Source organism: Methylotenera sp. (assembly GCF_030684185.1).
Taxonomy (GTDB): Bacteria; Pseudomonadota; Gammaproteobacteria; order Burkholderiales; family Methylophilaceae; genus Methylotenera.
The window spans coordinates 669,895-690,199 of the sequence record NZ_JAUXOY010000014.1; the positions used below are offsets into that span (position 1 = coordinate 669,895).

General features: G+C 44.1%; 16 protein-coding genes. 11 read left to right on the top strand and 5 right to left on the bottom strand.

Annotated features, from left to right (window positions below):
• Positions 1–10 precede the first annotated feature (10 nt).
• The 6 genes from Q8J82_RS05940 to Q8J82_RS05965 all read left to right on the top strand — a co-directional run bounded on the left by Q8J82_RS05940 (position 11) and on the right by Q8J82_RS05965 (position 5,987).
• Positions 11–385, top strand: a complete 375-nt coding sequence (locus tag Q8J82_RS05940; RefSeq protein ID WP_304891197.1) for a group 1 truncated hemoglobin — start codon at positions 11–13, stop codon at positions 383–385.
• A gap of 172 nt (positions 386–557) precedes the next feature.
• On the top strand, positions 558–2,702 hold the full coding sequence (locus Q8J82_RS05945; protein WP_305327929.1) for a TonB-dependent siderophore receptor: 2,145 nt from the start codon (positions 558–560) through the stop codon (positions 2,700–2,702).
• Between the two features lie 30 nt (positions 2,703–2,732).
• Positions 2,733–4,082, top strand: a complete 1,350-nt coding sequence (locus Q8J82_RS05950; protein ID WP_305327930.1) for a hypothetical protein — start codon at positions 2,733–2,735, stop codon at positions 4,080–4,082.
• 11 nt (positions 4,083–4,093) lie between these two features.
• A complete protein-coding gene (locus Q8J82_RS05955) occupies positions 4,094–4,765 on the top strand; it encodes an energy transducer TonB (RefSeq protein WP_305327931.1) in 672 nt (223 codons plus the stop codon).
• Between the two features lie 65 nt (positions 4,766–4,830).
• Positions 4,831–5,568 (top strand): MotA/TolQ/ExbB proton channel family protein, encoded by a 738-nt coding sequence (locus tag Q8J82_RS05960; RefSeq protein WP_305327932.1) that lies wholly within the window; start codon positions 4,831–4,833, stop codon positions 5,566–5,568.
• Positions 5,565–5,987, top strand: coding sequence for a biopolymer transporter ExbD (locus tag Q8J82_RS05965; protein ID WP_304891192.1), 423 nt, complete (start codon positions 5,565–5,567; stop codon positions 5,985–5,987). The genes Q8J82_RS05960 and Q8J82_RS05965 overlap by 4 nt, the downstream gene beginning before the upstream one ends.
• An 85-nt stretch (positions 5,988–6,072) precedes the next feature.
• Here the strand turns inward: Q8J82_RS05965 and Q8J82_RS05970 are convergent, their stop codons facing one another.
• Entirely contained in the window at positions 6,073–7,368 is a 1,296-nt protein-coding gene (locus Q8J82_RS05970; protein WP_304891191.1) for an HD-GYP domain-containing protein, read from the bottom strand.
• The gene (locus Q8J82_RS05975) at positions 7,358–10,339 is read right to left on the bottom strand and encodes an EAL domain-containing protein (protein WP_305327933.1); all 2,982 of its coding nucleotides are present in this window, start codon (positions 10,337–10,339) and stop codon (positions 7,358–7,360) included. Before Q8J82_RS05975 ends, Q8J82_RS05970 begins: the two co-directional genes overlap by 11 nt.
• A gap of 352 nt (positions 10,340–10,691) precedes the next feature.
• On the opposite strand from Q8J82_RS05975, the gene Q8J82_RS05980 reads away from it, so the two are divergent.
• Together Q8J82_RS05980 and Q8J82_RS05985 are read left to right on the top strand one after the other, a co-directional pair.
• Positions 10,692–11,948 carry a sialidase family protein gene (locus Q8J82_RS05980; protein WP_304891189.1) on the top strand — a complete coding sequence of 419 codons (1,257 nt, stop codon included), beginning with the start codon at positions 10,692–10,694 and terminating at the stop codon, positions 11,946–11,948.
• Positions 11,949–12,230: 282 nt separating this feature from the next.
• Positions 12,231–12,677, top strand: coding sequence for a hypothetical protein (locus tag Q8J82_RS05985; RefSeq protein ID WP_304908638.1), 447 nt, complete (start codon positions 12,231–12,233; stop codon positions 12,675–12,677).
• Here Q8J82_RS05985 and Q8J82_RS05990 read toward each other — a convergent pair.
• The 3 genes from Q8J82_RS05990 to Q8J82_RS06000 all read right to left on the bottom strand — a co-directional run bounded on the left by Q8J82_RS05990 (position 12,645) and on the right by Q8J82_RS06000 (position 15,887).
• Complete coding sequence (locus tag Q8J82_RS05990; protein WP_304891187.1) at positions 12,645–13,304, bottom strand: sulfite exporter TauE/SafE family protein; 660 nt, start codon at positions 13,302–13,304, stop codon at positions 12,645–12,647. The genes Q8J82_RS05985 and Q8J82_RS05990 overlap by 33 nt on opposite strands.
• An 88-nt stretch (positions 13,305–13,392) precedes the next feature.
• Positions 13,393–13,536 carry a cbb3-type cytochrome oxidase assembly protein CcoS gene (gene ccoS / locus Q8J82_RS05995; RefSeq protein WP_304891186.1) on the bottom strand — a complete coding sequence of 48 codons (144 nt, stop codon included), beginning with the start codon at positions 13,534–13,536 and terminating at the stop codon, positions 13,393–13,395.
• A complete protein-coding gene (locus Q8J82_RS06000; RefSeq protein WP_305327934.1) occupies positions 13,536–15,887 on the bottom strand; it encodes a cation-translocating P-type ATPase in 2,352 nt (783 codons plus the stop codon). Before Q8J82_RS06000 ends, ccoS begins: the two co-directional genes overlap by 1 nt.
• 217 nt (positions 15,888–16,104) lie before the next feature.
• Here Q8J82_RS06000 and clpB point away from each other — a divergent pair, with 217 nt between their 5' ends.
• From clpB to Q8J82_RS06015, 3 genes are read left to right on the top strand one after another with little or no spacing between them, the layout of a single operon-like run.
• Complete coding sequence (gene clpB, locus Q8J82_RS06005; RefSeq protein ID WP_304908640.1) at positions 16,105–18,696, top strand: ATP-dependent chaperone ClpB; 2,592 nt, start codon at positions 16,105–16,107, stop codon at positions 18,694–18,696.
• A gap of 34 nt (positions 18,697–18,730) precedes the next feature.
• On the top strand, positions 18,731–19,699 hold the full coding sequence (locus Q8J82_RS06010) for a transglycosylase SLT domain-containing protein (protein WP_304908641.1): 969 nt from the start codon (positions 18,731–18,733) through the stop codon (positions 19,697–19,699).
• Positions 19,700–19,719: 20 nt separating this feature from the next.
• Complete coding sequence (locus Q8J82_RS06015) at positions 19,720–20,274, top strand: hypothetical protein (RefSeq protein ID WP_304891826.1); 555 nt, start codon at positions 19,720–19,722, stop codon at positions 20,272–20,274.
• Positions 20,275–20,305 lie beyond the last annotated feature (31 nt).

The window sequence follows — 20,305 nt, forward strand, 5'->3', positions numbered from 1 at the left end:
AATCAACGATATGACAACACTGTTTGAACAACTTGGCGGGCAAGAGGCAATAGACGCAGTGGTGGACCATTTTTATAACATTATGCTTAAAGATGATCGCGTTAAACATTTTTTCGTCAACACCGACATGGCGCGTCAGCGCAATCATCAAAAGCGCTTTGTGGCAGTGGCACTTGGCGGCCCAAATTTATATGATGGCAGAGCCATGCGTGAAGGCCATACGCATTTAGTAGAAAAAATGGGTTTGAACGACAGCCACTTTGATGCCACAGTACAAAACCTAGGCCGCGCCATGCGCGATTTAAACGTAACAGAAAACTTAATTGTCGAAGTGGCAGCCATTGTGGAAACTACTCGCTATGACGTGTTAAATAAACAACGTTAGTCAACGTTCCCCTGAAGCTACTAGAATGTAGCACTTATCCCTAGCGTGAAAATGCTGGGGATTTTTTATAAAAAACCTTATTTTCAATAGGGTGCGACAATATGCCACATTCCGCTGGTTTCATATCTCCAATACAATACTGCGATTAAAAAGTAAATTCAGGGAGAAAACAATGATTAAAAAACTAACATTAAGTACATTGTTGTTGTGTGGTAGCGGTTTTTCTTTGGCTGAAGTAGCGGCGCCAGAACAGACAGAGGCTAACGCAACCCAATTAGAGACGATGCAGATTCGTAGTACAGCGGTTGATACTTCCATTCCATTGGATCTTCCCGTCAATGCGAGTAGCCGCCTAGGATTAACAGTACGGGAAACGCCAGCTAGTATTGATGTGATTACGCGCGAACTGATGCGCGAGCGTGGCAATACTACCACGCAGCAAGCCTTAACCAATTCGGCTGGTGTAGTGGCTTCACAATGTTTTGGGGTCACTTGCGTTTCAATGCGCGGTTTTTCATCTACTTTGCAACCGCTTTATAATGGTTTACGCTATCCTGGGCTAGCCATTACGCCGCGTGGCACATTTAATTATGACCGTATTGAGGTGATTAAGGGCTTGTCATCTATGCAGCATGGTATAGGCACAGTTGGCGGTGCAGTGAACTTTGTGACCAAAGCGGCTGACGGGCGTGAAGAAAAAGAAGTGTTGTTGGCTTATGATAGATGGAACACTAAAACCATCGGCTTAGGTATTGGCGGCAAAGCCACAGATGCGCTGGCTTACCGCGCAGATTTAAGCTACAAGGGTGCGAATAAAGGTTCTTATGGTTGGGTGGATAATTCGTCTTATGATTATGCGCATTTTACGGGTGAACTGGCTTTGCAAGCCACAGACACCTTTAAGGTGACATTGTCTGAAGAGTATTATCAAGATAACGGCGAAGGCTATTTTGGTACGCCGCATGTGAATGGCAATATTGTAAAAAGCACACGCTACAATAATTACAATGTGGATGACGACCAAATGGATAAAGAGGCCAACTGGACACGATTGAATTTAGAATGGTCTCCCACTGATAAAATTAAATTACGCAACGAAACTTACTACAATAATGAAAACCGTATTTGGAAAAATACTGAAGCATATGTTTACAACGCGGTAACCAATAAAGTTAACAGAAGTGATTTCTTGCATATTAAACATGACCAAAAGTTAGTAGGAAACCGTACAGAAATAAGTTTTGACCATCAGCTAGGAAATATGCGTAATCGCGTGATGGCAGGCTTTGATATTGCAAAAAATGAGCACTTGCGCACTAACAATGCCCCCTACGTCAGTCCTGCGAGTGCAGTAGATTTCATTACCCCGCAATCAGGTGTTTTTACTACAACATCAGCCTATACCCCGAATAGAAAAACTGAGCTGGTTCAAAAAGCATTTTTTGTAGAAGATTACTTAAATTTAACTGAGCAATTCAAGCTATCACTCTCAGCTAGACACGATAAAATTGACTTGGATTCTGATAATCTTCGCATAGCAACTGCAACCAACCCAGCCACGTTTAGCACAGATTATTCTGGTAACTCATACCGAGTTGGCGCGGTGTATGACATCACGCCATCGCTTTCGATTTATGGTCAGTGGGCAAATGCTTTAGAGCCAGCCGCGCAGTTGGTGACACTTACCTACGCGCAAAGAAACTATAAATTAGGTAGAGCTAAGCAAAAAGAAATTGGCTTAAAAGGCAGTCTACCTAATAACTTAGGGGAGGTGACTGTCGGATTGTTTGATATTAATCGTACCGACATTTTAACGCGTGACCCGCTTAATCCTGGGCAAAGTATACAAATCGGGGAGCAAACTTCACGTGGTATTGAGTTGACTGCGGCTTTGCGGCCTATTGACCAGTGGACAGTTGAAGGCAATGCATCAATACTCAATGCTGAGTTTGATAAATTTTATGAAAGTGTAGGGGGTGTTGCTGTATCACGCGCAGGTAATTTACCGCCAGATGTGCCTGAGAAAACAGCTAATCTTTGGATTACCTATCGTCCCAATAGCGATTGGAAGATTAGCTTAGGTTCGCATTTTGTAGGTAAACGTAGCGGTGATAATGCTAATACGGCCACTAGATATATGGATGGTTATACTATATACGATGCAAGTTTAGGCTACAAATTAGGCAAAGGCGAGTTGATGTTCTCCGTTCGTAACTTGACCGATAAATTATATGCAGACCGCACTTATAATAGTGGCAACCAATTTATGTTAGGTGAGCCACGTACGGCTGAGATTTCTTGGAGTGCAAAGTTTTAAATAATGATGACGTCTATCAATGGATAAAGCTTGAATAATTTCAGTATAGTATTGCTTTGTTTAGCAGGGCTATCGTGTAGCGCGGGTCTAAAAAGCGCTACGGATGTTAGCAATGCTGAATTAAAGTTACAATCAATAGAAACGCCAGCAATTGCTGGCAGTCGATTGCCACGGCTTGCCTCATTGCGTAATGGTGATGTTTTAATGAGCTGGGTAGAGCCACAGTCTAATGGACATATTCTTAAGTTTGGGGTGTTGCATGAAGGTCGCTGGGTTCGTCAAGGTAAGGTTGCACAAGGCGAGAACTGGTTCGTTAATTGGAGTGACTTTCCCTCAGTAGTGGCCATCGATGAAAAGTTTTGGCTTGCACATTGGCTGGTTAAGCAGCAAGGCGGCAAGACTTACGATTATGATGTAGCAACTTCTATTTCTAATGATGCTGGTGCTACATGGTCATTGCCTAAGGCGCCTCATCGGGATGGTACAGCGGCAGAACACGGTTTTGCTGCGATATTCCCAGTCAACGGCGAAGCGGGTATCGTTTGGTTAGATGGGCGAGATTATCTTAAAAAAGAAGATCGTGTTAAGCATCCTGAAAAATCAGGTAATTTCAACCTTCGCTATACGCGCATTCATCGAGATGGAAGCATGGATGCCGAGCAAGTAATCGATAGTAATACCTGTACGTGTTGCTGGCCGTCAGTGGCTGTGACTTCAGCAGGCCCGGTTGTAGCATGGCGCGGAAGAACGGATGCGGAGATTCGAGATAATCGTGTTGCATATCTTCAAAATGGAAAGTGGTCTGCACCTGCGCCATTAGGGGCAGAAGGCTGGAATATAGAGGGCTGCCCTGTCAACGGACCTGCGCTAGCTACACGTGATGCACAAGTTGTAGCGGCGTGGTTTAGTGCAGAGGGCGATCGGCCCCGAGTGCGAGCGGCTTTTTCTAAAGATGGAGGCAGAAGTTTTGGTCAACCTGTCGAAATTGATGAAGCTGCCCCACTTGGTCGTATAGGATTAGTTTGGCGCGATGACAATTCAGCCGTTATTTCCTGGATGACAGCTACCGATGCAGTTACTAGCAAGTCTAGTTTGGCGCTACGTACTATTCAAGTGGATGGTCAGCTTAGTGTAACAAAACGCGCTATAGAAGTTAGTCCAGGCCGTGATACAGGCGTACCGCAAATGGTCGCTAGTGATAAGGGGTTGGTGCTGGCTTGGACTGACGTGGCATCCAGTTATGGTGTGCGTACTGCGTTAGTTAGTTGGGATAGCTTGCCAATAAAGGCTTCGCCTATGGAAATGCTTTCCACAAAATCAAAAGTTGTTGCACAATACAAACTTCCTTTTATTTCAACTATCTGCGGTCAACCTCACTGAATATACCTTGAATGTACGAGTATTCTGATAAAAATAGCTGGGATAAGATAGCAGGGTTGGTGTTTGTAGTCGCAATCCACGGCGTACTGCTTTATGCGGCAATGAGTTACAAGCTCATTCCACCTCCACAAGAAGCTGTGACTCTGTTTGTGAATCTGATTAACCCGCCGCCCCAAAAAAAAGAAGAGCCACCACCAGAGCCGCCCAAACCCCCACCACCAAAAAAAGTGACGCTGGTGAAAGAAAAACCAGTGATGCGCCCACAGCCAGCACCAGTGTTGGTGGCAGAGGCACCTGTTGTTTTAGCGGCTGAACCAGTTGCGCCGCCCCCGCCTCCGCAACCAGTAATAGAAGCACCCCCAGAGCCAGTCGTTGAGACACCTGCTAAGACAACCGCTCCTGTTCAGTTGTCAGAGTTGTCGCTTGGCTGTCCGCAGCGTACCCCGCCTGATTACCCTGCAATTTCACGTCGTTTGGGTGAGCAAGGACAGGTTAAGTTAAGGGTGGAGTTGGATGAAGCAGGCCGCATCACTTCTGCGCGGGTGGTGGAAAGTTCAGGTTATAAGCGGCTGGATGAAGCAGGTTTAGCGGCGGTAAAAAATTGGCGTTGTAATGCGGCAATGCGGGATGGCAAGGCTGTTCGTGCTGTGGCATTACAACCATTTGATTTTATTTTAAATTGATTTGATCTTACTAGTTTGATCTTACTGGTTTGATTATACTGTCTTGATTATAAAGGTACGTTGATATGGCAAATGAATTAGGCGTTGCAAATTTTATTGCGAATGTAGATACAATAGGTAAAGCTGTGCTGGTATTTTTGCTGATACTGTCAATCGCTACCTGGTATCTTATCTTTACAAAAAGCTTGGCTAATTGGCTGGAGGCGCGTCGTGCAAAGGCGTTTTTAGCGCAATTCTGGCAACATCATTCGCTGGAGGCTTTGACTGCCAGCTTAAAGCAAAATAAACCGGATAATGCTTTTGCTAATCTGGCGAATGAGGGCGTGACGGCGCTTAGTAATGCCAGTAGTCACAGCATTCAGCAGCTGACCGCAGCTGGAGGTATGTCAGAATTTATGACGCGTGCGATACGTAATGGCATAGACCAGGAATCAGCGCGCAGTGAAAACGGCTTAACCGTGCTGGCATCAGCAGGTTCGGCATCGCCATATATAGGCTTGTTTGGTACGGTGTGGGCGATCTATCATGCTTTGGTCAATATCGGTTTAAGTGGTCAAGGCACTTTAGACAAAGTGGCTGGCCCAGTGGGTGAGGCCTTAATTATGACGGCGATTGGTTTGGCGGTGGCGATACCGGCCGTGTTTGCTTACAATGCATTTAACCGCCGAAACCGTATGTGGTTAGCCAAGCTGGATGCTTTTGCACACGACTTATTTGTGATGTTAACGATAGAAAATACAGTGGAAGTGAAAGCTAAGCCTGAGCTTAGACCGGAACTGAAATCGGTAGGCGATGTATCATGAGTTTCGGCAGCTTTAACTCGCAACAGCAGCACTCGGTAAAGGCGGAAATCAACGTTGTACCGCTGGTGGATGTGATGCTGGTGTTATTGGTAATATTTATTATCACCGCTCCATTACTTACACACTCAGTTAAAATTGATTTACCCAAAGCTTCAAGCAACCCTAATATCACAAAACCGGAACATGTTGAGATTGCTATTCGAGAAGACGGCAGCTTGTTTTGGAATGGCGAGCTTGTGCCAAAAGCATCACTCCCTGCACGTTTTGCAATCGAAGCAAAAAAAGACCCACAACCTGAATTGCATATCCGCGCTGATAAATTGACGCATTATGAAAATGTGGCGGTGGTGATGTCGGAAGCTGCTAAAACCGGTTTGGTTAAAATCGGTTTTGTAACAGACCCTACCTTAAGCCAGTAAACCCTTAAATGGCACACGTTATTCGGATTAATGGTTTTACAAAGTTTTGATTGGTAAATCGCTAGCTTTAAGCCAGTCGCGTGTTTTAAGTCGGTTCATTGTTATTGTGTGATAAATCTGCATCCATAAAATAGCTGATTCTTTTTCTAGGGTTCAAATAATCCAGCACATCTAACGGCAATTGGTTTGGACGCAGACAGGCGCTAATGTTGATGCCAGGCTCTTCGCGCAAGTCCAGTATCTGCGGTTCGTGCCTGCTGCTTAGCGGGTCATGCAACATGACAAATGGTCTGAGTGGTTTATTCGGATTCACCGAAATTACCGTAGCATAACTGCCGGTGGAAAGCTGTACGATGCTGCCTGGCGGGTAAATACCCAGCGATTTAATCAGGCGTTTGAGTAGAGATTCATCATATTTTGTCCGCTGGTTCGCATACATATGGGCAAGTGCTTCGTAAGGGGTTTTTGCGGTTGCGAAGTTATTCGGATTACATAAATTGTCATAGCCGTTTACCAGCGCAACCAACCTAGCAAGCTGATCGGTTTGTTCGCCACGCAAATGTTTTGGGTAACCAGAGCCATCAGCATGCTCGTGGTGTTGTAAAATAATTTTACCGATACGGACAGGCAGTCCGGCCTCTTGAGCCATGCGCGCGCCGATCTCGCTGTGTTGCTCATAGTGAGTTTGCTCTGATTTTGTCAGAGGTTCTTTTTTCAGTAAAATTTTATCTGAGATTTCCGCTTTGCCAATGTCGTGAAATAATGCCGCCAAGCCTAATAGGCGTGCATCTTCTTTAGACATTTCAATGGACTTAGCCATTAGGAGTGCAAGCACCGTTACGTTGAGCGGGTGCACATAATTTGCATCGCTGGAGCGGTTGCCATTAAGTGCATGTACGGCAACATCACCTTCCATCAAGGCGGTATCTACCATATCATTAACAATTAAGACCGCTTGTTCAACAGCTGCTTTGGGGTCAGTTAGAATGTTGCGTGTAGCTTGCCTGGCAATATTGCTGGTATTGATGAACTTCTTTTCGCATTCATTAATGGCATGATGCAACTCTTTTAGCCGCTCATTTTTTGAAACTACTTCAGTCGGTTTATCTTCAATAGTTGCTTCAATGCTCTTGTTAGTTTCCACTGATACCATCTCAATAGGCTTGTTAGCGGGGATCTCTAATGGTGCACAATCGCTACGTTTTGGGTCGTAGCGCACTTTTTTTAGCCCCGTTTTTTTGATGATAGAAATTTGCTCTTCATCTTTCACCTTAAAATTGCTGAGCGTGAATGGATGGTCCATCCAACCTAAATCCAGATGAACATACATACCAACCTGCAGCTGGGAAACGTCAATAAATTGGGGTTGATTACTTTGCATTTTCTTTGCCTCGTAGATTTTTTGTTACTAATAATTTTGTAAATTCTGTTGTTGTTACTGGTTTGCTATATAGGTAACCTTGCGCTTCCTCGCAGCCCATCAATCTTAAGAAATCTGCTTGTGCTGACGTTTCCACACCTTCGGCAATGACGCTAAAGCCTAAGCTGCGCGCCATTGCATAAATGGCGTTGGCAATGGCTGCATCATCTAAATCATCTGGCAGGTCACGTACAAATGACTGGTCAATTTTTATTTTGTCGAGAGGTAAACGTTTAAGATTTGAGAGTGATGAATAACCTGTGCCGAAGTCATCAATGGCTAATCTGAGGCCAAGTTGCTTAATTCGATTGAATGTATCAATGACAAATTCAGTGTTTTGCATCACCGTACTTTCGGTAATCTCCAGTTCCAGCATTGACGGGTTGCAATCTGTTTCCATGAGCACGCCATAAACGGTGTCAGCAAAATTGCTGCGCATAACCTGTACGCCCGATACATTAACGGAAATCCATTGAATCGCATGTTCATCGCTAGCCCAGCGCACGGCTTGCAGTGCGGCTTCACGTAGCACCCATTCACCAATTTGTACAATTAACCCGGTTTCTTCAGCAAGTGGAATAAATTTTGCGGGTGATACTAAACCTAATTCCGGGTGGTTCCAGCGTATAAGCGCTTCCGCACCAATAATGTTGCCAGTGATGAGTGACACTTGCGGCTGGTAATACACTTCAAACTGCTTGCGCTCCAAGGCTCGGCGCAGCTGGCTTTCCATAGTAAAACGCTCGACTGCGCTTTTGCTTAGATCATCAGAATAGAAGCAGTGGTTATTTTTGCCTTTATTCTTAACTTGATACATTGCAATATCTGCCGCCTTAATCAAGCTGTCAACATCGCTGCAATCTTGAGGGAATATGGAAATACCTATACTCGCACTAATAAAAATCTCTTTACCATCAATGTTGAACTCTATCTGTAGTGCATGAATGATTTTATTTGCAACAATCGCGGCATCGCTAGGGTTATTAATCATATCCATCATGACGACAAACTCATCGCCGCCAAGCCTTGCCACTACGTCACTATCGCGCATGGAGAGGCTTATTCTTCTTGAAGCTTCGAGTAATAGTTTGTCACCTACCTGGTGACCAAGACTATCATTCACATTTTTGAAGCGGTCTAAGTCAATAAACAGGAGTGCGATTTTATGCTGATCGCGCTCAGCCCGTTTAATGGAATGCTCTAGCAATTCATTTAATAGGCGGCGATTTGGCAAACCTGTCAGTGGGTCATGATTAACCAGTTCATGCAGCCTATTTTGTGAACGTTTGACCTCGGTAATGTCAGTAAAAACGCCCACATAATTAACGGCTTGTCCTTCCTGGTTTTTAACTGCAGTAATGGTTAGCCATTTATGAAAGACCTCACCATTTTTGCGATGACTGGTTACTTCGCCGCACCACCTGCTATCATTCAATAATGCACTCCAAACTTCATGCTCATCTGCTTGCAGTTTGTTGGGGATAGAACCTAATACCTCACTCTCGGTATATCCGGTAATTTCGGTGTAGCCTTTGTTGATGGCAATAATGCGTGCGTTCTCATCAATAATAACCATGCCTTCTGTCGCGCTATCGAAAGCAATCTTAGCTTGGTGCAAGCGTTTACCAGCGCTCTCTCTTTGAATGGCAACCCCCAGAGACCGTCCTATGGCCATTAATGAGCCAAGTTCCTGCGGTGTGGTTTTAATGAGATCATGGCAGCGCTCGATGATGATATTGCCCCACCACACTTTGTCTGAAAAAAGCGGGACGATTGCGATTGATTGCGTGTCATGTTGTTTTAGAATTTTGCGTTCTGGGCTGGGTAAATCACGAATGTCACCGAATACAGGATCGCCAAGTTGCAGCGCATCCTTCCAGCGTTTTAAGTGCACATTATTGAAGTCGACTGCCTCAAGTGCATTGTCAGGATTCATGAAGCCTGGCACAGACCATTTGTAGAGTATTTTAGAGTGAGCAGAATCGTTGCTATTACTAGTGTCAGTACTGCTAACACCATTGATAGACTCTGCATTTTTAATAATAGTGGCGCGAGTAAAGCGTAATGCGAGGCACAGTTGCTGCAATACAGTGGTGGCAACTGTGTGCCATGATTCGGCCGAATGTAACAGCCAATCACACGAAATAAGCGCATCCAGAATAGCGCTGCGGTCACGCAGATGACTTTCAGCCATTTTACGTTCGGTAATATCACGTCCCAGTGTGACTAAGCCGTGACGACTGCCATCATCATTAAATAATGGTACTTTAATGACATCCAGTACTTTTTCACCACCATGCGGCAGTGAAATTGTTTCTTCATTTCTGATGGATTTACCTAAACTCCAAGCGCGATCATCAGATATTTTTGAATGCCGAAACGCTTCTTTAAACACGGGATCTGCCTGATTCGCAAGTTCCATATCAGTTTTATGTTGGTAATCCTGCTGATTGAGCTGGAATAGTTCCAGACTGCTAATATTGGCTTCCAGCCAGCGATTTTTTTCATCTTTGAAGCAGATAACATCAGGGCTGGCATCAATCAGGTTGCGCAATAGTTTTTCGGTGTGTCTTAATTGTAATTCTGAAGCTACACGGTCTGTAATGTCATGCATGTGGAGCACATAGCCAGCGTGTTTTTCTTCAGTTGTAGAGTTGCTGGAGGTGAATACTTTTAAGGTGCGCAGTTCATTGCCAGCCGCATATTGCAATATAAAGTCTGTGCTGGATTTTTTTAATTCTGCCACGATACGCAGATGAACAGGTTTTGCAAATCCCCCTATTCCGGCGGCAACATGCTCTAAATTTAGATTGAAAATCTCGCGTGCGTAAGGGTTTGCATAGCTAACATTGCCACTGGCATCAACAGCGACAATCGCTACGCCTTGTAATGAACTCAGCAAATGCCATGCGAGCTTAAGCTCGTTTGCCATAAATCTATTCAGATGGCTTGCGCTATCTGAAATAGTGGGTGTCTGATCTATTTTTTTTGAATGTCTCAACGGCTTATGCATCTTAAAAAATTGCTAAATTAAATAATCTATATTTAGTTTTATTGTGCGAATCACAGCGCACTACTAAACAAATATACTGAATATAAATTTCAAATGTGCTGAATATGAGTTGTATGCTTTTATCGACTAAATTCATTAAAGCTTGAATGTAAATATACGCTTTGGCAAAAAATACAATCTATAAATCAGAGGGGTAATGGGGCGCTAATTAGTAAATTCATTACGGTGTTTTATGCGTGATTGAATATTGAATGTAGTAAGATTCTTATCTATGAAAAAATTACCAGCCTATTTTTTGATATTGCTTGTTTGCTTTAGCTTCTCACTTTTAGAAGCAAGTGCTCATGAGGGTCACGCCAATCCACAAAAAAGCTCTTTGCCAATTAGTGTGGCATTTGATGCGCAAGGCAAACTTTGGCGGGTGGCTGAAAAAGAGGGTTTTATATGGGTGGATGCCAGCCGTGATTTAGGTAAAACTTTCACTAAACCGGTTCAAGTTAATCCAACGATTCAAAATATTGGCGCTGATGGCGATGCACGTCCTGAAATTGCCATTGGCCCAGAAGGCAATATATACCTCACCTGGACTGAATCACTAAAAAAACCGTCTTCTGGAGTTATCTGGTTTTCGCGCTCGATTGATGCGGGTAAAACATTTGAAGTGCCGATTGTTGTGCATCAAGACCGTGCTGCAATTACCCGTCGTTTTGATTCGCTTAATGCGTCTCAATATACTGATGCTAAAGGCAGCGTTACGGTGACATGGGTAGATAAGCGAGACTTGATTGCCGCTAAGACAGAAAAAAATTCGGATGCAAAAGAATCGCATACAAAAACTCCAGATGCAGGTGCCGCGATTTATGTTGCAGTTTCAACTGATAAAGGTGCAAGTTTTGCACCCGAACAAAAGCTTGCTGATGGTAGCTGTGAATGCTGTCGTATTACCCTGACCAATAAGCCGGATGGCACTGTAGTAGCAATGTGGCACCATGTGTTTGAAGGCGGTGAAAGCGACCATATGATGGCGGAGATTCCAGCACAGGCTTCGCAAGCCCCTGTTTTGAAACGCGCCACCTTTGGCCGTTGGAAAATAGACGGCTGTCCGCATCACGGTGCTGCATTGGCGCGTGGCGGTGAAGGTAAGGATTGGTGGGGTTATCACATGGCGTGGTTTGATGGTGGTAATGATGAGTCAGGTAAAAATGCCAGTTTGTATTATGCACGCATGGATGGCGAAGCCTGGGTTTCATCACCGTCCAAAAAATTTGGTAATCCTAAAAATCAGGCTGGTCATCCGGCCCTATTAAGTATGGGTGATAAAGTCTGGTTAGTTTGGCGAGAGTCGGAAGCCAAACACAATAGTATTATCGGTATGATTTCAGATGATGGCGGAAGAAGCTGGGGTGATGCAAAAGTGCTTGCCACTAGCTCAGGTAAGGTTGACTATCCGCAATTACTCTTTAGTAACAAGCAGGTTTATCTGGTTTGGAATACTGAAAAAGAAAATCTTCAAGTCATTCCACTGTAAGAAATTATTGATTTTTTGTAAACGCAATTTCTTGATTGTTAGCAATCAGTCATCTTTGTTGATTTTAACAACAGTATGATAAACCACCTGATTTTTTTACTCCGTTACTCTATCGCATTTGACTTTTTGATCACTAGTCGAGACCTGCATGGATTCATCTTTTTTGTACAAGCGTTAAATATCAAGCAAGTAATTTAACGGATATTTTTATGCAGGCATGACTCTTGCTTAATTACCTTTGAAGTGTTTATGAATGATGCATAGTGAACTACAAGGGGTAGATTGAAAGTGATACAAGTTGATTTTCTTAAAATTATTAACATACATGTTGCCTTGAAAAATTATTTAACTGATTTGTTGGCTGGCATAACATTTGCACAATTGGACCATGCAAAAATTAAACAAGATGATGCCTGTTATTTAGGCAAGTTGATTTTTGGTGACGAGCAATTGTTAGCGAATTATCCGGCATTTGAAGAGGTTAGAAGTCTGCATGCCAACTTTCATGGTGTGTCTGCAGAGGTTTTGCGCTTATATCAAGCAGGGCAACATGAGAAGGCTACTCAACTATTACATGGTAGATTTGATGTGGTTTTTAGAAGGCTGAAATCAAGGATAATTCTGCTGTCTCATCAATATAATGCTGATTTAATCAACGTCAATAAAGCGTATGCTCACCCTAATGCAGTTAAGGAATCACATACACCACACCTTGGAGTTGTGCGTTAGTTCCATCCAAATCGCCCAAGCACTTGCGCTACTGAGCAGTAAGCCTGCAAGGCGCATGCCGTAAGGCTCTACTAGATTTGTTTTTAGCTTTAGCCATAACCATGGCGCAAAAAATAAAGAAATACTTGAGCCCACGGCAAACGCAGCCATACTAAGCGCGCCGCCAAGCGGGTTGCCATTAAATGAAGCAATGATGAGTGCCGAATAAAGCAAGCCGCATGGCATCAACGCCCAAAGCATTCCGATGTAAAAGTGACCGCCATGTACTAAACTTAGTTTTTTCACATGACGCCAAATATTACGACCCGCCTGATCAACCCATATTGGCTGGCGCGCATAGACGAGCAGTAAAACACCCCAGAAAAAAATCAACACATGAAAAAATGTCCACAGAGGGTGGAGTATTGCGCTGTATGTGGATAACCAGGCGATGCTTTGTATGGCAAAAGTGGCAATGGCACCTAACAGCGCGTAACCGCATAATCTGCCCAGGTGATAGAGTTGAATTGCGTATGGTTTCTCTGATGATTGCGTAAATGAAGTGCAAGCCGCACCGCACATCGCCACACAATGCGGGCCGCCAGCCAAGCCCATGAGTAGCGCGCTATATATAAGTGCAGTTTGCATATACGGTGTTGGTTAATATCAATTGATTAGAGTTTGCTTGTGACGGAGTGCTGGGAATTTAGGTTTTTAGAGCTTAGTCCTGGCGTTTTTAATCTTTATCATCTTCAAAAATCCTTCTGCCTTCCTCTTCAACGTCTTCAAATTGACCGCGATAAACCGCCCACCAAAGACCACCCAGCACCAGTAGTGCGAGTACTACGGAAAGTGGAACAAGTATAAATAAAATATCCATTATTGAACCTCTGCTGGATTAAATACTAATGGTGGTGCAAGCGGCGATGTAGCAGTTGGTACTGAGAAATTAGTTAAACGTAACGCGTTCGCGACCACTATTAAGGAGCTGACCGCCATGCCTAAACCTGCAAGCCATGCAGATAATACGCCAAAAAATGCCAACGGAACGCAAACGGCATTGTAAACAATGGCCCAAGTGATATTTTGTTTAATGATATGCATAGTTTTTTTTGCATGGCGAATTAGTGGTGGGATTTGACTAATGTCGCCGTTTAACAGAACGTAGTCAGCGTGTGCCAGTGTTAAAGGCACGCCTTTACCCATGGCGATGGAAACATGCGCACTGGCTAATATCGGGCCGTCATTTAACCCATCGCCCACCATGAGCACCTTTTTGCCTTGCTGTTTGAGTGTATGTAGTCGCATCAATTTGTCATGCGGGCTACAAGCGGCTTGAAACTGCATAATGCCAATGTCATTTGCCGTATTCACTACGGTGTGTGCTTGGTCGCCTGATAAAAGCTCTACATTCAAATTCGCTTCTTTCAGCTGCTGAACAGCCAATGCTGCATTGTGTTTGATTGCCTCTTGAAGGCCAAAAGTGGCTAGCCAACCGTTTTCATCCGCCAAAAACACTTGTTGTGAAAATTGGCTGGTTTCATTGATACCACAGAATTTTGCAGAACCTAGTTTTAGCTGTCCATACACTTGATTAGAGTCAGTACTGTTTTTTAGCATAGCACTAACGCCTGAACCGACTACTTCTTGAATATCAATTAATTCGACGGGTGAGCTTTGTGCTGCATTTGGTGCGTTTGCACTTACCAGAGCGCGAGAAACTGGATGCATTGAGTGTTGGGCAATGGCGGCGGCTAATGCAAGTGCATCTTTTTCAGAAAACCCGTCTTTATGCGTAATTGATTTTATTTCAATGTGATCTTCAGTCAGCGTACCGGTTTTGTCGAAAATGACAGTGTCAATATTTGCAATGCTTTCAATCGCTTGTAATCGTCTGATTAAAATGCCGCGCTTGACAAAAGCACTGGCGCTGGAGAGCATGGCGGCAGGTGTTGCCAAAGCAAGCGCACATGGACAGGTGACAATGAGTACTGCTGCTGCGGTCATTAGTGCGCGTCCGCGATCAACGTCCCACAATAGGGCTGCTGCCAGTGCTGCGCTCAATAAGACAAATAATAAAAATGGTCGCGCAACCCGGTCAGCCAGTTGTGCTAGCCTTGGTTTTTCAATGGCTGCTTCGTTAATTAAATTAACGATTTGACCATATTGTGTAGACTCGCCAATAGTTTCAAGAACTATATTGACGGTTTGGCCTAAGTTGTAGCTGCCGGCGACAACATTGTCGTGCAAGTTCTTTTGAATAGGTGTGGACTCACCAGTCAAAAGCGACTCATCTACCCTGGTACTGCCTAATACCAGCTTGCCGTCAGCAGGAAAAGCCTCGCCGATATGGACGCGTGCGATGTCGCCGATTTTGAGGTTGCTGTTGAGCACGCGACTAAATGAGCCGTCTAAGTTTTGGCGCTCAATGTTTTCTGGAATTCGGCTCACTAAGGCTTCCATGGAGCCAAGTGTTCTGCTGTGTAACTTGACTTCAACCAAGCGTGCAGAAAGTAAAAAGAACACAAACATTGTCAGTGAGTCAAAGTAAACGACATTTCCCCACCAGCCGCTTGGGTCAAATGTAGCCGCTGAACTGACGATAAAGGTGATAATTATGCCTAGGGAAACTGGCAAATCCATACTGATTTGCCTTAGTTTCAAGTCTCGAAATGCGTTGCTGAAAAATGTGCTGCTGGAGAATATCAATACTGGCAGGCTTAATAGCCAGGACGCCCAGTTAAGTAATAGACTGATGTCGTCTGTGATATCGCCAGGTTTAGTAAAATAGCTAGGGCTTGCATACATCATCACTTGCATCATACAAAAGCCCGCAACCAACCAGCGCCAAAAAGCCTTACGATTCTTGCTAGTTGAATTCAGTTGGTTTTCGTTATGTGAGGCAGGATTTGCGCTATAACCTAATGCTTGAATCGCGCCTAGTATGGCTGAAGGACGCGTTAGCGCTGGAGACCACACTACAACTGCGCGCTTTTTAGACATGCTGACCCGCGCGCTAATAATGCCAGGTAAACTACTTAAGCCACGTTCGACAATGCCAGAACACGCAGCACAACGTAGACCATCCAGCAGTAAGCTAGACTGTACAAGCGGCAGAGCCGGGTCATTGCCCACTGGTTGACTAAAAGCTTGCCATTGATCTTGCGTATCTAAAATAACCCAAGCCGGGTTTGGCAAGTTTGCCTCGGTAGCAGAAGCGTTGGTTAGCAAAGGGTTACTCCATGTGAGATTGTTTTATGTTGAATAAAACAAGTTAAATAAAACAGTTAGTTGACCTAATTATTAGGATTGCAATTTCATTAAGAAGTTTAAGAGGTTCTATATGAATTATCACTAGGTTAATTATAACTTTAAGCGTGTAATTATATATTGAAAAGCAGGTACTCAGCCCCATGTTACGGGTATATCAACTTAAATGGAGTTAAGTATGCGATTTGATAAATTAACAACAAAATTCCAACAGGCACTCAACGATGCCCAGAGTCTAGCGGTGGCTAATGATAGCCCAACGATAGAGGCCTTGCATTTACTTTCTGCACTAGTATCACAAGAGGATGGAGGAACAGCCTCTTTGTTGGCACATGCGGGTGTGCATCTGGCACCGCTCAAAACTGCGCTTGCTAGTGCTATAGGAAACTTAGCAAAATCACCTGACAGTTCAGGTGAGGTGTCGATATCACGCGACCTCAACAATCTACTTAACGTCACCGATAAATTGGCGTTAAAACGTGGCGATAGTTTTATTGCGAGCGAGATGTTTTTGTTGGCATTAACTGAAGATAAAGGTGAGGCAGGTAAGTTGCTTAAGCAAAATGGCCTGACTAAAGCTGCTTTAGAAACGGCTGTTACAGCGGTGCGTGGTAGTGATAATGTTGACGATCAGGATTCGGAATCAAATCGCGAAGCACTTAAAAAATATACGGTGGATTTAACAGAACGCGCAAGATTAGGTAAGTTAGACCCGGTGATTGGTCGCGATGATGAAATACGCCGCGCGATTCAAATTCTTGGACGTCGTACTAAAAACAACCCTGTATTGATTGGTGAGCCTGGTGTGGGTAAAACCGCGATTGTAGAAGGCTTGGCACAACGCATTGTCAACGGTGAGGTGCCGGACTCACTCAAAGGTAAAAAGGTCTTATCTTTGGATATGGCAGCTTTGCTGGCAGGCGCTAAATACCGAGGTGACTTTGAAGAGCGCTTAAAGTCGGTGCTTAAAGAACTATCGCAAGACGAAGGGCAAACCATCGTGTTTATTGATGAGATTCATACCATGGTGGGAGCAGGTAAGGCCGAAGGTGCGATGGATGCTGGCAATATGCTAAAACCAGCCTTGGCGCGCGGTGAACTGCATTGTGTCGGCGCGACAACTTTAGATGAATACCGTAAATATATCGAAAAAGATGCAGCTTTAGAACGCCGCTTTCAAAAAGTGCTGGTCGATGAACCAACTGTAGAAGCGACGATTGCGATATTACGCGGCTTGCAAGAGAAATATGAGTTGCATCATGGTGTGGAAATTACTGACCCTGCGATTGTAGCAGCGGCTGAGCTTAGCCATCGTTACATCACAGACCGTTTCTTGCCAGATAAAGCGATTGATTTGATTGATGAAGCCGCTTCGCGCATCAAGATGGAGATTGATTCCAAACCAGAAGTCATGGATAAGTTAGAGCGTCGCTTGATTCAGCTTAAAATCGAGCGTGAGGCCGTGCGCCGTGAAAAAGACGAAGGCAGTAAAAAACGTTTTAGCTTGATTGAGGAGGAGTTTGGTCGTTTAGAAAAAGAATATGCAGATCTGGAAGATATTTGGAAGGCTGAGAAAGCGCAAGTCCAGGGTTCAGCGCATATAAAAGAGGCTATTGAGAAAATAAAATACGAGATGGAAGAAGCTACCCGTAAAGGTGAGTGGCAAAAGGTCTCGGAGTTGCAATATGGTAAGTTGCCAGCATTGGAAGCGCAGTTGAAACAGGCGTCAAGTTCTGAGGCGACTTCAACTCAAACCAAACACAAGATGTTGCGCACTGAAGTCGGCGCTGATGAGATTGCCGAAGTAGTTAGCCGTGCCACTGGTATTCCAGTCGCTAAAATGATGCAGGGCGAACGTGGAAAACTATTGACCATGGAAACTAAATTGCATGAACGTGTAGTTGGGCAAGATGAAGCGGTACGGTTGGTTTCAGATGCAATTCGCCGCTCACGCTCTGGCCTCGGAGATCCAAATCGACCCTATGGCAGTTTTCTATTTTTAGGCCCAACGGGCGTAGGTAAAACCGAGCTTTGCAAAGCATTGGCAGGCTTTTTGTTTGATTCTGAAGACCATTTAATTCGCATCGATATGAGTGAGTTTATGGAAAAACACTCAGTAGCACGCATGATAGGCGCGCCTCCTGGCTACGTGGGTTATGAAGAAGGCGGCACCCTTACCGAGGCTGTCCGCCGTAAACCTTACAGTGTAATTTTGCTGGATGAAGTCGAGAAAGCGCACCCTGATGTGTTTAATGTGTTACTGCAAGTATTGGATGACGGCCGATTAACTGATGGTCAAGGTCGCACTGTGGACTTTAAAAACACAGTAATTATTATGACCTCAAACTTGGGCAGCCAGATGATACAAAGCATGGCAGACCAAGACTACCAAGTGGTGAAACTAGCGGTGATGGGCGAGGTGAAATCACACTTTAGACCAGAGTTCGTCAACCGTATTGATGAGGTGGTCGTTTTCCATGCGTTAGATGAAACCAACATTAAATCAATTGCGGCGATTCAATTGCAGTACTTGGCTAAACGTTTAGCGGCGATGGATATGCAACTAGAAATCACCGATGCAGCCATCGCTGAAATTGCTAATGCAGGATTTGATCCAGTATATGGCGCGCGGCCGCTTAAACGTGCCATTCAATCTGAAATTGAAAACCCATTGGCCCGTGAAATACTGACAGGTAATTTTGCTGCGAAAGATATTGTAAAAGTGGATGCTAAGGCAGGTAAGCTGGTATTCTCAAAATCAGATACTTGATTAAATCTGGCGAAATCTATGAGGTGTTTATTTGTTGAAAAACTTACTGAGCGATAATATTCGGCATAGGTGGTTTAGTGCATTGCTTGTTGTGCTTTTAATGACAGTAGGTAATGCACGTGCTGAATTTAACGTTCAGCAATCAGAGGTTTTTGACAATGAGCCGCCTGTGACTAAAGACTTGCTGATGCGTGCGAATGTATTAGTGAGTAATGAGGATGATATAGATGCTGCTTGGAATGCTGCCAATATGTATTGCCAAGCGGCTCGCTATGGTAGTGCAGAGGCAGTATACAGGTTAGGTATGTTGTATGCGTTTGGACGCGGTGTGCCGGAAAACCGTGATTATGCTGCAAATTTGTTTGGTATAGCCTCAAGCCATGGGCATTACGAGGCACAACAAATGCTTGAAACCATTCAAATCAAAACCTCAGCAACACCGCCGTGTGTTGTAGGCGATGTGATGCCAGAAAAAGCATTAATGCCAATCACTACCCTTGTAGAAGTTGCCCCTGAAATTGATCAATACATTGCTAATTTGCCAAAAAACAAACGTTGGGTATTGCGCTTGGTAAATAGTATTTCAAAGTGGTACAAAGTGGATGAGAAACTAGTCTTGTCGATTATTTCGGTGGAGTCTAACTTTGAGAATGTCGCTACATCCAATAAAAATGCACAAGGGCTAATGCAACTGATACCAGATACCGCAGAGCGTTTTAATGTTAAAAACGCTTATAACGCCACCCAGAACATTAAAGGTGGCGTGGCATACCTACGTTGGCTGTTAGCTTATTTTAAAGGCGATGTAACACTCGCTGTGGCGGCTTACAATGCTGGAGAGGGCGCGGTGAACAAATACAAAGGTATTCCACCTTACCCTGAAACTAAGCAATATGTTAAAAAGGTGCAGGCGCGCTATCCTTTCAAAACCCATGCTTATGATTCCAATATCACCGAACCTTCACCTGTGTTTAAATCAGGTAAATTTAAAGTGCGTGCCTGACAATTTAAAGGAGTTTAATAATGTCTAACATCAAAGTGGTATTCATGGTTTTGATCTCGCTGGTTGTTTCGGGCTGTGCTAGCAGTGGGGCACTAAAGGAGGTTGGTTCGCAAAAAATAGACCGGATCTCTGAAGAAGAGTTATTGCGCATTATGCCTAAGCCAGTAGCGACAGTTAGCTTGGATGATTTAGTCAGGTTAACTAAAGAGGGTGTTGCTGCGGATCAAATCATAGAAAAAATTAAAACGAGCAATTCTTCTTATGATTTAACGCCTAGCCAAACGGTTGAATTGAATAAGCAGGGCGTTGATAGCAAAGTGCTTGATTATATTCATACAAGCCGTGAGCTGGCATTGAGAAATAGCATCGCAGAGGAAATCAATAAACGTGAGAAAATCAAACAATTAGAATTAGATAAGCTAAAGCGTGAGCAGCGGTTGCAACGATATCCATATGATCCGTTTTGCAGATTTGGCCGCTATGGGTTCTATCCTTACGGGTATGGCGCTTATGGTTCTCGATTTGGCAGTCGTTTCGGAGGAGGCATAGGTTTTGGCATGCCGTTATGTTGGTAGTCGTTTAAGGCGCTTGCAGATAGAGCCCGCT

Bases quoted from the DNA above. Each gene is read 5' to 3' on its own strand.
- clpB (WP_304908640.1), top strand. From the start codon at position 16,105: ATGCGATTTGATAAATTAACAACAAAATTCCAACAGGCACTCAACGAT.
- Q8J82_RS06015 (WP_304891826.1), top strand. From the start codon at position 19,720: ATGTCTAACATCAAAGTGGTATTCATGGTTTTGATCTCGCTGGTTGTT.
- ccoS (WP_304891186.1), bottom strand. From the start codon at position 13,536: ATGGATATTTTATTTATACTTGTTCCACTTTCCGTAGTACTCGCACTA.
- Q8J82_RS05960 (WP_305327932.1), top strand. From the start codon at position 4,831: ATGGCAAATGAATTAGGCGTTGCAAATTTTATTGCGAATGTAGATACA.
- Q8J82_RS05980 (WP_304891189.1), top strand. From the start codon at position 10,692: ATGAAAAAATTACCAGCCTATTTTTTGATATTGCTTGTTTGCTTTAGC.
- Q8J82_RS05940 (WP_304891197.1), top strand. From the start codon at position 11: ATGACAACACTGTTTGAACAACTTGGCGGGCAAGAGGCAATAGACGCA.
- Q8J82_RS05955 (WP_305327931.1), top strand. From the start codon at position 4,094: ATGTACGAGTATTCTGATAAAAATAGCTGGGATAAGATAGCAGGGTTG.
- Q8J82_RS05990 (WP_304891187.1), bottom strand. From the start codon at position 13,304: ATGCAAACTGCACTTATATATAGCGCGCTACTCATGGGCTTGGCTGGC.
- Q8J82_RS05965 (WP_304891192.1), top strand. From the start codon at position 5,565: ATGAGTTTCGGCAGCTTTAACTCGCAACAGCAGCACTCGGTAAAGGCG.
- Q8J82_RS05970 (WP_304891191.1), bottom strand. From the start codon at position 7,368: ATGCAAAGTAATCAACCCCAATTTATTGACGTTTCCCAGCTGCAGGTT.
- Q8J82_RS05945 (WP_305327929.1), top strand. From the start codon at position 558: ATGATTAAAAAACTAACATTAAGTACATTGTTGTTGTGTGGTAGCGGT.
- Q8J82_RS05975 (WP_305327933.1), bottom strand. From the start codon at position 10,339: ATGGCAAACGAGCTTAAGCTCGCATGGCATTTGCTGAGTTCATTACAA.